12 protein-coding genes and 1 pseudogene are annotated in these 14,767 nt (G+C 60.2%); 10 read left to right on the top strand and 3 right to left on the bottom strand.

Features of this window, described 5'->3' with window-relative positions:
* Positions 1 to 89: 89 nt before the first annotated feature.
* The 5 genes from AC1ROR_RS19905 (at position 90) to AC1ROR_RS19885 (ending at position 4,395) form a co-directional block, all read left to right on the top strand.
* The gene (locus AC1ROR_RS19905; protein ID WP_065655292.1) at positions 90 to 1,040 is read left to right on the top strand and encodes an ABC transporter permease; all 951 of its coding nucleotides are present in this window, start codon (positions 90 to 92) and stop codon (positions 1,038 to 1,040) included.
* Positions 1,037 to 1,858 carry an ABC transporter permease gene (locus tag AC1ROR_RS19900; RefSeq protein ID WP_167377615.1) on the top strand — a complete coding sequence of 274 codons (822 nt, stop codon included), beginning with the start codon at positions 1,037 to 1,039 and terminating at the stop codon, positions 1,856 to 1,858. The genes AC1ROR_RS19905 and AC1ROR_RS19900 overlap by 4 nt, the downstream gene beginning before the upstream one ends.
* Before the next feature lie 54 nt (positions 1,859 to 1,912).
* On the top strand, positions 1,913 to 3,310 hold the full coding sequence (locus AC1ROR_RS19895; RefSeq protein ID WP_498590460.1) for an amidase: 1,398 nt from the start codon (positions 1,913 to 1,915) through the stop codon (positions 3,308 to 3,310).
* A 97-nt stretch (positions 3,311 to 3,407) separates the two neighbouring features.
* A complete protein-coding gene (locus AC1ROR_RS19890) occupies positions 3,408 to 3,974 on the top strand; it encodes a DJ-1/PfpI family protein (RefSeq protein ID WP_498590459.1) in 567 nt (188 codons plus the stop codon).
* 70 nt (positions 3,975 to 4,044) lie between these two features.
* Entirely contained in the window at positions 4,045 to 4,395 is a 351-nt protein-coding gene (locus AC1ROR_RS19885) for a ribbon-helix-helix domain-containing protein (RefSeq protein ID WP_080853594.1), read from the top strand.
* A gap of 167 nt (positions 4,396 to 4,562) precedes the next feature.
* On the opposite strand, the gene AC1ROR_RS19880 is transcribed toward AC1ROR_RS19885, so the two are convergent.
* The 3 genes from AC1ROR_RS19880 to AC1ROR_RS19870 form a co-directional block, all read right to left on the bottom strand.
* Positions 4,563 to 5,483, bottom strand: coding sequence for an ABC transporter permease (locus AC1ROR_RS19880; protein ID WP_080839770.1), 921 nt, complete (start codon positions 5,481 to 5,483; stop codon positions 4,563 to 4,565).
* Complete coding sequence (locus AC1ROR_RS19875) at positions 5,476 to 6,486, bottom strand: ABC transporter permease (protein WP_020813216.1); 1,011 nt, start codon at positions 6,484 to 6,486, stop codon at positions 5,476 to 5,478. The genes AC1ROR_RS19880 and AC1ROR_RS19875 overlap by 8 nt, the downstream gene beginning before the upstream one ends.
* Positions 6,487 to 6,629: 143 nt before the next feature.
* Complete coding sequence (locus tag AC1ROR_RS19870) at positions 6,630 to 8,339, bottom strand: peptide ABC transporter substrate-binding protein (RefSeq protein ID WP_498590458.1); 1,710 nt, start codon at positions 8,337 to 8,339, stop codon at positions 6,630 to 6,632.
* A 305-nt stretch (positions 8,340 to 8,644) separates the two neighbouring features.
* Here AC1ROR_RS19870 and AC1ROR_RS19865 point away from each other — a divergent pair, with 305 nt between their 5' ends.
* The 5 genes and pseudogenes from AC1ROR_RS19865 to AC1ROR_RS19845 form a co-directional block, all read left to right on the top strand.
* Complete coding sequence (locus AC1ROR_RS19865) at positions 8,645 to 9,808, top strand: M20 aminoacylase family protein (protein ID WP_498590457.1); 1,164 nt, start codon at positions 8,645 to 8,647, stop codon at positions 9,806 to 9,808.
* Positions 9,809 to 9,856: 48 nt separating this feature from the next.
* Complete coding sequence (locus tag AC1ROR_RS19860) at positions 9,857 to 11,707, top strand: ABC transporter ATP-binding protein (protein ID WP_498590456.1); 1,851 nt, start codon at positions 9,857 to 9,859, stop codon at positions 11,705 to 11,707.
* Positions 11,708 to 12,013: 306 nt separating this feature from the next.
* Positions 12,014 to 12,967: a sugar-binding transcriptional regulator gene (locus tag AC1ROR_RS19855; RefSeq protein WP_080857879.1), complete on the top strand. Its 954-nt coding sequence runs from the start codon at positions 12,014 to 12,016 to the stop codon at positions 12,965 to 12,967.
* A gap of 144 nt (positions 12,968 to 13,111) precedes the next feature.
* A complete protein-coding gene (locus AC1ROR_RS19850; RefSeq protein WP_003499050.1) occupies positions 13,112 to 14,425 on the top strand; it encodes an ABC transporter substrate-binding protein in 1,314 nt (437 codons plus the stop codon).
* A gap of 166 nt (positions 14,426 to 14,591) precedes the next feature.
* Positions 14,592 to 14,767 (top strand): annotated as a pseudogene (locus AC1ROR_RS19845) (sugar ABC transporter permease); the annotation flags it as partial.

Below are 14,767 nucleotides of genomic sequence, written 5' to 3'. Positions count from 1 at the left end.
AGGCACAGGGATGAGGGAAGAGTGTGCGGGATGACAACAAATCTCTTCACGATATCCGACTGCAAAACAAAGCAAGGAGAAGATGCCAGATGTTAGCCGTCCTCATCCGGCGTCTTTTAAGCCTCGTCATCACGCTGTTTGCCGTTTCCCTCATCATCTATGTCGTCATGGGCCTGCTGCCGGGTGATCCGGCGGCCATCATGCTTGGAACCTCGGCGAGTCCCGATACGCTCGCTGCCCTGCAGAAGCAGATGGGCCTCGATCAGCCGCTGCCATTGCGTTATCTCCACTGGTTGGCCGGCGTGTTTCATGGCGATCTCGGGCAATCCTATACCTATGGCGTGCCGGTGGCGGGCCTGATCCTGGAGCGGTTGGCCGTTACTCTGCCGCTTGCGCTGCTGGCCGTCTGCCTTTCGGTGGCCATCGCCATTCCGCTCGGCGTTGCGGCGGCGCGGAGCCGCAACGGGGCGCTGGATTTTGCAGCCGGGCTGTTTTCGCATGTGGGCATTGCCGTGCCCGGCTTCTGGGTCGGGCTGCTGCTCATCATCGTCTTTTCCACCACGCTCGGCTGGATGCCATCAGGCGGTTTTCCCGGCTGGACGCCGAGCTTTTCAGCGGGTCTTACGGCGCTCATCCTTCCGGCGGTCGCGCTGGCGCTGTCGCAGGCCGGAGTTCTTACACGCGTCTGCCGCTCCGCCGTGCTGGAAGTGATGAATGAGGATTTCGTGCGCACCGCCCGCGCCAAGGGCCTGAGCGAGCGGGTGGCGCTGTGGCGGCATGCGGTGCCCAACGCGATGATCCCTGTTGTCACCATGATCGGCCTGCAATTCACCTTCCTCATTGCCGGTGCGGTGCTTGTGGAAAATGTCTTCAACCTGCCGGGTCTCGGGCGGCTTGCCTATCAGGCGCTGACCCAGCGCGATATCGTCGTCATGCAATCCGTCGTGCTGTTTTTCTCGGCGCTGGTGATCGTCATGAATTTCGTGGTCGATATCGCCTATCTCTTCATCGATCCGAGACTGCGGGCAGGTGCGCGATGATGCGATTGATCCGCCGCCGCCCCGCTTTTGCCGTTGGTATTGCCGTCACGGTCTTTCTGGTCGCAGTCGCCCTGCTGTCTCTGGTCTGGACGCCGGTGTCCCCCACAAAGATGCAGATCGTCCAGAAGCTGAAATCGCCATTCGTTTATGGCGGCCTCGGCACGGATCATTTCGGCCGCGACGTGTTGTCGATGCTGATGGCCGGTGCGTGGAACTCGCTGTCCACCTCCATCGCCGCCGTCGCCATCGGCGCATTTATCGGCACGACCATCGGCGTGGCGGTTGCGGCGCTGCGTGGTCTCACCGAAACCGTGGTCATGCGCATCTGCGACATCATCTTCGCCGTGCCGCCCATCCTGTCGGCGATGATGCTCGGCGCTTTCATCGGCACGGGACGTTTTACCGCCATCATCGCCATCGCCACCTTCATGGTGCCGGTCTTTGCCCGGCTGACGCTGGGGGCGGCGTTGCAGATATGGTCGCGGGAATATGTCACCGCCGCCACCAGCATCGGCCAAAACCGCGCCAAGATCACGCTTTTCCACATCGTGCCGAATATTTCCAATCAGATCATCGTGCAGGTGACGATACAGCTCGGTCTTGCGATATTGACGGAAGCAGGCCTTTCCTTCCTCGGTCTCGGCATGCCGCCGCCCGCCGCCACCTGGGGGCGGATGCTGGCCGATGCCCAGACCTATCTCGGCACAGCACCCTGGCTCGCCATCATGCCCGGCCTTGCGATTGCGCTCGCCGTCTTCGGTCTCAATCTTCTCGGCGACGGCCTGCGCGACCTGCTGGACCCGCGCGATACCAGCTGACCGTTTCAAGCCGATATCGCCCTTACTTTCCTGTTTTTCTGACGAGACGATGCCATGACCGATCTCATAGACCTCAACACGCTCGAAATCCTGGCGCTTTACCGGGATAAGAAGCTTTCGCCATCGGAATATTGGCAGGCGGTGGAGGCGCGTATCGATGCTTTCGAACCGGTGGTGAATGCACTTTATGCTTACGATCCGGAGGATGCACGCAGGCAGGCGCTGGCCTCGACGGGACGTTGGCAAAAGGGCGAGACGCTCGGGGCCCTCGATGGCATTCCGGTCTCGTTGAAGGAATTGATCGCCACGAAAGGCCATCCGGTGCCGCTTGGCACCAAAGCGGTGGAACTGGTACCCGCGGTTGACGACGCGCCGGTGGCCGCCCGCTGCCGTGAGGATGGCGCGATTATTTACGCCAAGACGACCTGCCCGGATTACGGCATGCTTTCCTCCGGCCTTTCCAGTTTCCACAAGCTCAGCCGCAATCCGTGGGACCCCACCCAGAACCCCGGCGGCTCCAGCGCCGGTGCGGCTTCGGCAGGCGCTGCGGGTTACGGCACACTGCATATCGGCACGGATATTGGCGGCTCGGTGCGGCTGCCAGCGGGCTGGACCGGCCTGTTCGGTTTCAAACCGAGCCAGGGCCGCATTCCGGTCGATCCCTATTATACCGGCCGCTGCGCCGGGCCGATGACCCGCACCGTTGCCGATGCCGCCTATGCCATGGCGACGCTTTCCCGTCCCGACTGGCGCGACGGCACGGCGCTGCCGCCCAACGATATCAACTGGATGGACCTCGATATTAATGTGAAGGACCTGAAAATCGGCCTGATGCTGGATGCCGGCTGCGGTCTGCCGCTGGACGAAGAGGTGCGCGACGCCGTGCTCTCCGCTGCGAAACTGTTCGAGGCTGCCGGCGCCATCGTCATCCCGGTCGAGCCGGTGCTGACACGGGAAATGCTGGACGGGCTGGACGATTTCTGGCGGGCGAAGTTCTGGGGCGACATGGCGGCGCTGAGCGCGGACCGCCGTGCCGCGATCCTTCCCTATATTCATGAATGGGCGCAGAAGGGGGCGGATATTTCCGGTTCGCGCGCCGTGTTCGGTTTTAACCAGACCATGGAAATGCGTAAGACCTGCGGGCACTTGATGCAGTCCGTTGATGCGGTGATTTCACCCGTCAATCCCATCGTGTCCTATCCGGCCGACTGGGCCTCGCCCACCAATGATCCCGAACGGCCCTTCGAACATATCGCCTTCACGGTGCCGTGGAACATGTCGGAGCAGCCGGCATCCTCGATCAATTGCGGCTTCTCCAGATCGGGAATGCCCATTGGTTTGCAGATCGTCGGGCCGCGTTACGAGGATTTGTTCGTGCTGAAGCTTTCAAAAGCCTTCGAGAACTGGGGCGGTGGTGTGCGGCGCTGGCCGCCGCCGCCGCAGGCCCGCTGATCCCAGCTTTATCGGCCCTGTAGTATTGCCATAATACCCGCATCTCGATCCTGCCTGTTAGGGTGCCCAAAGGCATTCGAAAACGGGAGGAGCAGACATGCCGAAGAAGATTTTGATGATCACCGGCGATTTCGCCGAGGATTATGAGACCATGGTGCCGTTCCAGACGCTGCTCGCGGTCGGCCACACGGTGCACGCCGTCTGCCCCGGCAAGAAAGCGGGCCAGACCATCGCCACGGCCATCCATGATTTCGAGGGCGACCAGACCTATTCGGAAAAACGCGGCCATAATTTCGCGCTCAACGCCACCTTCGCCGATATCAAGGTGGCGGATTACGATGCGCTGGTCATTCCGGGCGGCCGCGCGCCGGAATATCTGCGACTCAATGCGGATGTGCTCTCGGCGGTGAAACATTTCTTCGAGGCCGACAAGCCGGTGGCCGCCGTCTGCCATGGTGCGCAACTGCTCGCGGCTGCGGGCGTCCTGAAGGGCCGCACCTGCTCGGCCTATCCCGCCTGCCGCCCCGAAGTGGAACTGGCGGGTGGCACCTATGCCGATATCGCCATCGATGCGGCCGTTACCGACGGCAAGCTGGTAACGGCGCCCGCATGGCCGGCGCATCCGGCCTGGCTTTCGCAATTCATGGCCGTGCTCGGCAAATAAGACCTGCGAAACGGGGCTTTTTCCGGCCCCGTTTTCCGCCTATCTTTCAGGCGTGGTAAGGGAGGAAACCATGTGCAAGCTTTTCATCAAGGCAGACCCGACGCTCTGGGAGAGCCATACGCGGTCGCTCAGGATAGATGGCATGGTCACCAGCGTGCGGCTTGAAAACTTCTTCTGGTCGACGCTGGATGAGATCGCGCGTCGCGATGGCATGAACAGCGTGCAGCTGATCGCGAAGCTTTATAATGAATCGATCGATGCCGGGCACGATCTTGGCAATTTCACCTCGTTCCTGAGGGTCTGCTGCGGGCGTTATCTGGCGCTTCAGCTTTCCGGCGATATTCCGGCGCGTAGCGATATTCCGATTGCGGCGCTGGATGCGGACAGCATTCTCGATGCGGAAAAGGTGAATTATCACTAGGGCGCGTTCGTTTTTTATGTGCCGGGGCATCCCCTCAACCTCATTCCTGTGCTTGTCACAGGAATCCAGCCGACGCGCGTCTGCGCGGCAGGGAGACTCCTTTCAGCCCAAGGACTTGGGCTGGCTGGATCCCTGTGACAAGCACAGGGATGAAGGAAGGGGAGCGCTCAACTCTTCAGCGCTCTTGGATCAAGCGCATCGCGCACGGCATCGCCGATGTAATTCACACTCAGAACCGTTAGCGAAATCGCCAGCCCCGGCCACAGCACGCGCGAGGGCGTCAGTTGAAGGAAGTTCGCGCCATCGAACAGCAGCCGTCCCCAGGTCGGGAAATCGGAGGGGAAGCCGAGGCCGAGGAAGGACAGCGCGGATTCCGTGATGATGGCGGCCGCGATGCCGAGCGTGGCCGAGACCATGATCGAACTCAGCACATTCGGCAGGATGTGCCTCAGAATGATGCGATATTCGCGCATGCCGCTCGATTTCGCCGCCATGATGAATTCCTGGCTTTTGATCGTCAGCACATCGCCGCGCACGATGCGGGCCGTATGCATCCAGCTGGTTATCCCGATCACGAAGACGATCAAGATGAAGATACCGGTTTCCGGCCCGAAGGCGGCGCGCAGCGTATCGCGAAACAGCATCAGGATGACGAGCAGCAGCGGCAAAAGCGGCAGCGCCAGGAACAGGTCGGTCAGCCGCATCAGCGGGCCGTCCAGCCTGCGGAAATAGCCAGACAGCACCCCCACCAGCGTGCCGAGAAACAGCGCCAGCAACATGGCGGTGATGCCGACGGCAAGCGAGATGCGCCCGCCGGCCAGAACCTGCGCCAGCATGTCCTTGCCGAGATTATCGGTGCCGAAGGGATGCGCCCATGATGGCCACTGGTTGCGCTCCCTCACATTGATGGCGTTGGGCGCGACGGTGTGGATATAGGGGCCGACATAGACGGCAAGCAGGATGAAGACGAAAACGATCAGCCCTGCCACGCCGCCCTTGTGAACGCGGAACTGTTTCCAGATGTCGGCAAGGGCGGATTGCGTGGGGGTGGCCGCAACCGTCGGCGCTGCGATGGTGGCGTCAGTCATAGCGGATCCTCGGGTCGAGAATGCCGTACAGCACGTCGGCAATCAGGTTGAAGAGCACGATAAGCACCGCGAAAATGAAGGTTAGCGTCTGCACCAGCGGAATATCCGCGCCCTGAACGGCGGTGATCAGCAATTGGCCAAGCCCGTTCACGCGGAAGATTTGCTCGGTGATGATGGCGCCGGAGAAGATGGTCGGCACGCCGAGCGCGATCACGGTAACGACCGGGATCAGGCTGTTGCGCAGCACGTGGATGAGCAGGACGGATTTTTCCTTCACGCCCTTGGCGCGTGCGGTGCGCACATAATCCTGGTGCAGATTGTCGAGCATCGAGGCGCGCACGAAACGGCTGATCTGCGAGACATTGTAGAGCGTCAGCACCAGCACCGGCAGGAACATCTGCTTCACCTGCGCCACGAAACTTCCCCAGTCGGTCACCTGAAGGTTGGTGTCATAAACGGAAGGGAACCATTGCAGGTAGGAGCTGAAGATGACCACCAGCAGCACGCCGGTGAAGAAAGTCGGCACCGAATAACCCACCATCGAGACGAAGGTGCCGATCTGGTCGAAGATCGAATATTGCTTGTAGGCGGAAATCACGCCGATCGGGATCGCCAGCAGCGCACCGAAGAGATAGGCGAGGCCTACCACCCACAGTGTCTGCGGCATGCGCTGAATGACGAGATCGACCACCGGGCTGCGTGTCGCCCAGGAGAGCACCCGCATGCGGCTGCCATCGCCGATCTGCCAGCCGGTCAGCCTTTCAATGAGGTTCAGCGGCTCGTTGATGAAGAATTGCTGCAGCCACATCAGGTAACGGATGAAGAAGGGCTGGTCGAGGCCGAGCGAGGCGCGGATTTGCTCGCGCACTTCCGGCGGGATGGTGAGCGGCAGGTCGCCGGTCGGGTCATTCGGCGCAAGATCGAGCAGCGCGAAGATGACGAAGCTGATGACAAGCAGCGTCGGTACGGCAAAGGCAAGCCGCCGGAGCGTAAAGGTAAACATCTGAAACTCTCCAGACCCAGAGCACGGCAGGACGAAAATTGGGAGCGTTTTCGCCTTAGCGCGGCAAATGTGTCTTCAGATCATGGTCCAGGGGCATGCAGAAGGCCGGCCTCTCCGGGGGGAGAAGCCGGCGCATCTGCGTGTTACTTCTTGCGGGACCAGTCCGCGACGTTCCAGAGTTCCGAATCCCAGGCATTCATGCGAACGCCTTCCAGCGTCAGCGAATGCGAGGAAACGCTGCCGCGGTGGATGAGCGGAATATGCGCGCCTTCCTCCGTCAGCATGTCGTTCAGCTGCTTGGAAATCTCACCGCGCTTGGCAAGGTCTGCGGTCTTGGAGAGTTCGCCGACCAGCTTGTCGAATGCCGGGTTGCAATAACGCGGAATGTTTTGTCCCTGCCAGCCGTTAGCGGGTGCCGGGATCTTGTCGCACAGCCATTCCGCCAGGTATTTTTCCGGGTCGGTGCCGTCGAAATTGTTGGTGTACATTTCGACGTCGGCATAAAATTTCTGGAAGGTATCCGGGCTTGCCGGGTCGCCGCCGAAGAAGACCGAGGCGCTGACATTGCGCAGCTCGGAGGCAACGCCGATCTGCGACCACATGTCCTTCACCAGCTCCTGCGTGGCCTGGCGAACGGAATTGGTGGAGGTCTGGTAGAGGAAGGAGAGCTTCACGCCGTTCTTGGCGCGGATGCCATCGGCGCCCTTTACCCAGCCGGCATCGTCCAGCAGCTTGTTTGCGCCTTCCACAACCTGCTTCAGGCACCAGCTGTCATTCTTTGTGGACGCGAAGGCTTCCGGCGCCGGCACGATATTGCAGGTCGGCTTGCCCGCCTCACCATAACCGGCCTCGTCGATGATATCGCGGTCGATGGCAAGCGAAAGCGCGCGGCGCACGGCCGGGTCTGATATGGCCGGGTGCGGGCCGCCCTCCTTGGTGGAGCGCTTGTCGCCGAGCGACGGATCGGGATTGTACCAGTTTAGATTGATACGTTCGACCTGGGTGCCGAAGGCGGTTTCCAGCTTGCCTTTACCGGCAGCCACCATGGTGGCGAGGACTTCCGGCTCCACCTGCATGTTCCAGGCATAGTCGAATTCGCCGGTTTCCAGCACGGCGCGCGCGGCAGAAGCGGCGTCACCGCCGCCCTTCAGGGTCGCGGTTGCGAAGGCGGGTTTGGCCGGGTCGCGATAATTGGTATTGGCGACGAAGCTGATCACGTCGTTCGGCTTGAAATCCTTGACCACGAAGGGGCCGGTGCCGATGGGGCCGAAATTGGCGGAAGTGCAGCCGGGCGCAGCAGCGCCAACGCATTTCTCAAACTGCTTCTTCTGGATAACCGGCGATTGCGCGCCGACGAATGCCGAATAGGGGTAAGGTTTCGGTTCGGTGAAGCTGATCTTGACGGTATGGGCGTCGACGGCCTCGACATTCTTCACGCCCTCATATTGCGCCGCCTGCGCGCAGCCGCCATCCGGTGCAAGGCAATATTTCCAGGTGAAAATGACGTCCTCGGCGGTGAACGGTGTGCCATCCGACCATTTCACGTCGCTTTTCAGCTTCCAGGTCATGCTGAGCAGGTCCTTTGCGACGCCGCCATTGTCGACCGTCGGAATTTCGTTGACCAGCATCGGCACCAGCTCGCCCTTTTCGTCGTAGCGCGCCAGCGGCTCAATCACCATGGACGAGCTGTAGACTTCCTTCGTGCCCGCAGAAAGATAAGGGTTAAGTGTCGATACGGCCTGCCAGAACAGGATTTTCAGTTCGCCGTCACTGCCACGCTCGGCATGGGCGGCAGAGCCTGCCAGAGCCATGGCCGCCACCGTGCTGGCAAAGAGAACGCTGCGCTTCTTCATTGTTGTTTTCCCCTTTTTGGATTTTATCTATTTGAATGTTTGACGCTTTTCCCGTCGTCATGTGCAAGGTCTGTTCTTGTAAGTATTTGACTTTGCTAAGGAATAATCCTCCATTCTCGATGATGCTATTGTCAGTTTTTTTGAAAAGCAAGCCCCAAACTTTTATTGATGAACAAAATTTGTGCCATTCGCCTTTAGGCCTATTTTTCGCTCATGCAGCAAAATTCATACTTGCAAAAGCAGAAATTCCAAACGCAATATGGCTCCCGACAACCCGGCGGGGAACAAAAAAAGGAAAAATGGGAATGCCGATATTGAACCGTGTGGCCGAGATGCAGGAAGATGTTGCCGGCTGGAGGCGCCACCTGCACGAGACGCCGGAACTGCTTTACGATGTCTTCGAAACATCGAAATTCGTGGCCGAAAAACTGACGTCCTTCGGCTGCGACATCGTCGAGACCGGCATCGGCAAGACCGGCGTGGTCGGCATCATCCGGGGGCGGCACGGGGATGGCCCCACCATCGGTTTCCGCTCCGACATGGACGCTTTGCCGATTCTGGAAACCAGCGGCAAGCCCTGGGCTTCGAAGGTTCCGGGCAAGGCCCATTCCTGCGGTCATGACGGGCACACCGCCATGCTTCTGGGGGCGGCGCAATATCTGGCCGAGACCCGCAATTTCAAGGGTTCCGTCGCGGTCATTTTCCAGCCGGCGGAGGAGGGCGGGGCAGGCGCGCTTGCCATGCTCAACGACGGCATGATGGAGAAGTTCGGTATTTCACAGGTCTATGGCATGCATAACGAGCCGGGCATTCCCGTCGGGCAATTCGCCATTCGCAAGGGCTCGACCATGGCGGCGGCGGATGCCTTCGAGATCACGATTACCGGCAAGGGCAGCCATGCGGCCGCACCGCATCTTTCCATCGATCCGGTTCTGACCTCGGCCTATATCATCATCGCCCTGCAATCCATCGTCTCGCGTGAGACGGACCCGTTGAAATCGCTCGTCGTCACCGTCGCCACCACCCACGGCGGAACCGCGGGCAATGTCATTCCCGGTTCGGTGACGCTGACGGGCACGGTACGCACCCTGCTGCCGGAAACCCGCGATTTTGCCGAAAAGCGCTTGAAGGAAGTGGCCACTGCTACCGCCATGGCGCATGGCGCGACCGCCGAGGTGAAATACGACCGCGGTTATCCCGTCACCTTCAACCACAATGACGAGACCGAATTCGCGACCGGCGTGGCGATGGGCGTGGCCGGTGCAAATGCCGTCAACACCAATCCCAACCCGCATATGGGGGCGGAGGATTTCTCCTACATGCTGGAAGCGCGCCCCGGCGCCTTCATTTTCATCGGCAATGGCGATACCGCCGGGCTTCACAATGCGGCTTACGATTTCAACGACGACGCTTTGCCCTATGGCATCAGCTACTGGGTCTCGATGGCCGAAACCGCGCTTGCTGCGTAAGACATCCGGCGGCCTTCATGGCCGCCTTTCGCTTTTCAGGAGATCGGCATGCTTTTGGCGGCAACGTCCATGGAACAGACCGGCGGCTCGGTAAGCCCGGTTCTTTCGGTTGAAAATCTGACCACATCCTTCCGCGTCGATGGCGGCTGGAAATCCGTGGTTCGCAACATGAGTTTCGAGATCGCGCCGCGTGAGACGGTGGCGATCGTCGGGGAAAGCGGCTCTGGCAAAAGCGTGACGTCGCTGTCGATCATGCGGCTTCTGGATAAGAAGACCAGCCGCATCGAGGGCAAGGTCATGCTGGGCGGGCGCAATCTGCTTGCCCTTCCGGAAGAGGAGATGCGCAAGGTTCGCGGCAAGGACATTTCGATGATCTTCCAGGAGCCGATGACCAGCCTCAACCCGATCTTCCCGATCGGCAAGCAGATCGCCGAAGCGTTGACGGTACATCAGAATATTTCCTCATCCGCTGCGAAGGCGGAGGTCATTCGCCTGCTCGAAAAGGTCCGTATTCCCAATGCGAAGAACCGTTTCGACGATTATCCGCACCAGTTTTCCGGCGGCATGCGCCAGCGCGTGATGATCGCCATGGCGCTCGCCTCAAAGCCTAAACTCCTGATCGCCGATGAACCGACAACCGCGCTCGACGTCACCATTCAGGGCCAGATCCTCGACCTGATCAAGCAATTGCAGGAAGAAGAGGGCATGTCCGTTCTCTTCATCACCCATGATATGGGCGTGGTTGCGGAAGTGTCGGATCGCACCATCGTCATGTTCCGCGGCGACGTGGTGGAAACCGGCACCACGGACGATATCTTCCACCGCGGCCGCCACCCCTATACGCGCGCTCTTCTTTCGGCGGTGCCGAAGCTCGGCTCGATGAAGGAGCGCGTGCTGCCGGCCCGTTTCCCGATCATCGATATCAAGACCGGCGAGAGCCAGCCCGTGGTGGAGGTGAAGGACACGGTATCCGGTTCGCGCACGCCCATTCTCTCCGTGAAGGACCTGACCACGCGTTTCGATATCCGTTCCGGTCTTTTTGGCCGCAAATCCGGCGCCGTGCATGCGGTGGAAAAGGTTTCCTTCGATCTGGCCGAGGGCGAGACGCTGTCTCTGGTCGGCGAATCCGGTTGTGGCAAATCCACGACGGGGCGGTCGATCACCCGGCTGATCGAGCCTACCTCGGGCAATGTGACGCTCGACGGTTACGAGGTCCTGAAGCTCGACAAGACGACGCTGCGCACCATGCGCCGCAGCGTGCAGATGATCTTCCAGGATCCCTTCGCCTCGCTCGATCCGCGCATGAGCATCGGTACGGCGATCATGGAACCTTTCATCGAGCACCGGCTGGGGACGAAGCCGCAGGCGCGTGAAAAGGCGGCGGATCTGATGGAAAAGGTGGGCTTGAGCCCGGATATGATGCGGCGTTTCCCGCATGAATTTTCCGGCGGTCAGCGCCAGCGTATCGCCATTGCCCGCTCGCTGATGCTCGACCCCAAGGTCATCGTCGCCGACGAGGCGGTCTCGGCGCTCGATGTGTCCATCAAGGCGCAGGTCTGCAACCTGCTGCTCGACCTGCAACAAAGCCTCAATCTGGCCTTCCTGTTCATCTCGCACGATATGGCAGTGGTGGAACGCGTCAGCCATCGTGTGGCGGTGATGTATCTCGGCGAAATCGTGGAGATCGGGCCGCGCGCGGCGGTTTTCGACAATCCGCAGCACCCCTACACGAAAAAGCTCATGTCTGCCGTTCCGGTGCCGGACCCGGCGCGACGGCAGATCCGGCGCAACATGGCGACGGACGAGATCAAAAGCCCGATCCGGCCGGTGGATTATGTGCCGCCGCAGCGCCATTACCGCGAGGTTTCCGCAGGGCATCTGGTGCAGGAAGCGGCGTGATCGAACAGTGTCGGCTTCGGGCTGAGGCTGATACGGGAGCGAGTGGTTGCCCCTTGTTTCTTCTCCCCGCCGGGGAGAAGGTCGCGGCAGCGGGATGAGGGGGCGAGGGTAGTGATATTCGGAGAGGGTTCCCCCTCATCCGACCCTTCGGGCCACCTTCTCCCCCTCGGGGAGAAGAAGCGCGCCGCACCGTTGTGCCAATGCATTTTTCATTCTGCCGCACGCTCTCTTCCGCATCCCCCGTTTGACAGCCGACGCAAAAAAATGCCAGCAAATGCGCAAGCATAATTCCTAGAGGGCAGCGGCATGGCCAGACGAAACGACGCACATGGACGGCTGGACGATGCGGCCCGTGCCGGCTGGCTTTATTATGTCGCCGGCCGCACACAGGATGAGATTGCCGCCGCCATGGGCATTTCCCGGCAGTCGGCGCAGCGGCTTGTGTCGCTGGCCGTTGCCGAACGGCTGATCAAGGTCCGGCTCGATCACCCCATCGCCGCCTGTCTCGAAAAAGCCGAGCGGCTCAAGGAAAAATTCGACCTTAGATATATTGAGGTGGTGCCGAGCGATCCGGCCGGCGTCTCCTCCACTGTCGGCATTGCCGAGGCCGGGGCGGCGGAGATCGAACGCTGGCTGAAGAATGCCGATCCCATCGTGCTCGCCATCGGTACTGGCCGTACATTGAAGGCCGCCGTCGACCAGCTGCCGCCGATGGAGTGCCCGCAGCATCGCATCGTCTCACTGACTGGCAATATCGGGCCGGACGGCTCCGCTGCCTATTACAACGTCATCTTCAGCATGGCCGATGCCATCAAGGCGCGGCATTTTCCGATGCCGCTGCCTGTCCTCTGCTCCTCCGCGGAAGAGCGGGAACTGCTGCACGACCAGTCCATGGTGCGCTCCACACTGGCGCTGGGTTCCGCGGCCAATGTCACCTTCGTCGGTGTTGGCGAACTCGGCGAAAACGCGCCGCTCTGCGTCGATGGTTTTCTGGGTGTCGACGAGATGAAGGCTCTGATGGCAAGTGGTGCCGTCGGCGAAATCTGCGGCTGGATGTATGATGCCAATGGCCGCATTCTCGAGCATTCCGTCAACGAGCGCGTCGCCTCCGTACCCATCCCTTCAAGAGAGACCTGCACCGTCATCGGCATGGCGCAGGGCGCGCGCAAGAATGCCTCGATTCTGGCGGCGCTGAGGGGTGGACTTCTGAACGGCCTCATCACTGATGAAGTGACAAGTGAATATTTGCTCACGCATTGAGCAAAAATTAATATCATAAAATCAATGGCTTGATTTTTCCATGTGCGTCGCAGCACAGGAAGTCGCTTGACTTTTTTCAGCTGCGGGTGAGTAAATGCCCCAGAGCAAAGCGAATGCTCATCATTTTTCTTCTGGGAGGAAGATATGACACTGAAGACCATTTTGCTGGGCGCATGCTCGGCCCTCGCCTTTTCGACCCTTGCTTCCGCTGAGACGCTGACCATCGCCACCGTGAACAACGGCGACATGATCCGCATGCAGGGGCTGACCTCCGACTTCACGGCAAAGAACCCCGACATCAAGGTCGAATGGGTCACGCTTGAAGAAAACGTCCTGCGCGAGCGTGTGACGACCGATATCGCCACCAATGGCGGCCAATACGACATCATGACCATCGGCAACTATGAAGTGCCGATCTGGGCCAAGCAGGGCTGGCTGCTGCCGCTCGAAAAGCTTGGCGACAAATACGACGTGGATGACATCCTGCCGGCGATCCGTGGTGGTCTCTCCGCCGAAGGCAAGCTTTATGCGGCACCCTTCTATGGCGAATCCGCCATGATCATGTATCGCAAGGATCTGTTTGAAAAAGCAGGCCTGAAGATGCCTGAAAACCCGACCTGGGAATTCATCGGCGACGCCGCCCGCAAGATTACCGACCGCAAGGCCGATATCAACGGCATCTGCCTGCGTGGCAAGGCCGGCTGGGGCGAAAACATGGCCTTCATCAGCGCGCTCACCAACTCCTTCGGTGGCCGCTGGTTCGATGAGAACTGGAAGCCGCAGTTCGATCAGCCGGAATGGAAGAGCTCGCTGCAGTTTTACGTGGATCTGATGAAGGATGCCGGTCCGTCGGGCGCATCCTCCAACGGCTTCAACGAAAACCTGACGCTGTTCCAGCAGGGTAAATGCGGCATGTGGATCGACGCCACGGTGGCTGCCTCCTTCGTATCAAACCCGAAGGATTCGACCGTTGCCGACAAGGTTGGTTATGCACTCTTCCCGACGCATGGCGAGCTGAAGAACCATGGCAACTGGCTGTGGTCGTGGAACCTTGCGATCCCGAAGAGCTCGAAGAAGGCCGATGCGGCTGAAAAGTTCATCTCCTGGGCAACCAGCAAGGATTACACCACGCTCGTCGCTTCCAAGGAAGGCTGGGCAAACGTGCCTCCGGGCACCCGCACCTCGCTTTACAAGAACGCCGATTATGAAAAGGCCGCCGCCTTCGCCAAGCCGACGCTTGCCGCGATGGATGCCGCCGATATCACCAAGCCGACCGTAAAGCCCGTGCCTTATACGGGTGGCCAGTTCGTGGCGATCCCTGAGTTCCAGGCGCTCGGCACCACGGTCGGTCAGTTGTTCTCGGCGGTCGTTGCCGGTCAGTCCAGCGTTGACGATGCGCTTGCGGGCGCCCAGTCGACAGCAACGCGTGAAATGACCCGCGCCGGTTACATCAAGTAATCCTCCCGAAGATCGCTGTCCGGCGCCAATGCCGGGCAGCGAACTCTCCGGGCCGGAAGCCGCGATGCGGCTTTAATGCCTTTCAAATCAAAACAAGAATGAGCCGGTTCTTCCGGATATGCCGGGCGCATGTCATGGCGCGCAGGCCCAAGGGGAGGTTAGTGTAATGGCAACCCGAAACACGAGCGGTCTTGCGCGGGTTATGCTTGCGCCATCGGTGCTGTTATTGCTGGTGTGGATGATCGTGCCTCTGGCGATGACCCTGTGGTTCTCGTTCCAGAACTACAATCTCCTCAACCCGGCCAATGTCAGCTTTGCGGGCCTGTTCAATTACCAGTATTT

The sequence above is a fragment of the Agrobacterium sp. GW821-FHT14E08 genome, from assembly GCF_058803865.1.
The sequence above is the reverse complement of the archived record's forward strand: the minus strand, read 5'-3'. Positions and strand labels throughout refer to the sequence as shown.

Coding starts and splice junctions, on each gene's coding strand:
- AC1ROR_RS19905 (WP_065655292.1), top strand. CDS start 90: ATGTTAGCCGTCCTCATCCGGCGTCTTTTAAGCCTCGTCATCACGCTG.
- AC1ROR_RS19900 (WP_167377615.1), top strand. CDS start 1,037: ATGATGCGATTGATCCGCCGCCGCCCCGCTTTTGCCGTTGGTATTGCC.
- AC1ROR_RS19895 (WP_498590460.1), top strand. CDS start 1,913: ATGACCGATCTCATAGACCTCAACACGCTCGAAATCCTGGCGCTTTAC.
- AC1ROR_RS19890 (WP_498590459.1), top strand. CDS start 3,408: ATGCCGAAGAAGATTTTGATGATCACCGGCGATTTCGCCGAGGATTAT.
- AC1ROR_RS19885 (WP_080853594.1), top strand. CDS start 4,045: ATGTGCAAGCTTTTCATCAAGGCAGACCCGACGCTCTGGGAGAGCCAT.
- AC1ROR_RS19880 (WP_080839770.1), bottom strand. CDS start 5,483: ATGACTGACGCCACCATCGCAGCGCCGACGGTTGCGGCCACCCCCACG.
- AC1ROR_RS19875 (WP_020813216.1), bottom strand. CDS start 6,486: ATGTTTACCTTTACGCTCCGGCGGCTTGCCTTTGCCGTACCGACGCTG.
- AC1ROR_RS19870 (WP_498590458.1), bottom strand. CDS start 8,339: ATGAAGAAGCGCAGCGTTCTCTTTGCCAGCACGGTGGCGGCCATGGCT.
- AC1ROR_RS19865 (WP_498590457.1), top strand. CDS start 8,645: ATGCCGATATTGAACCGTGTGGCCGAGATGCAGGAAGATGTTGCCGGC.
- AC1ROR_RS19860 (WP_498590456.1), top strand. CDS start 9,857: ATGCTTTTGGCGGCAACGTCCATGGAACAGACCGGCGGCTCGGTAAGC.
- AC1ROR_RS19855 (WP_080857879.1), top strand. CDS start 12,014: ATGGCCAGACGAAACGACGCACATGGACGGCTGGACGATGCGGCCCGT.
- AC1ROR_RS19850 (WP_003499050.1), top strand. CDS start 13,112: ATGACACTGAAGACCATTTTGCTGGGCGCATGCTCGGCCCTCGCCTTT.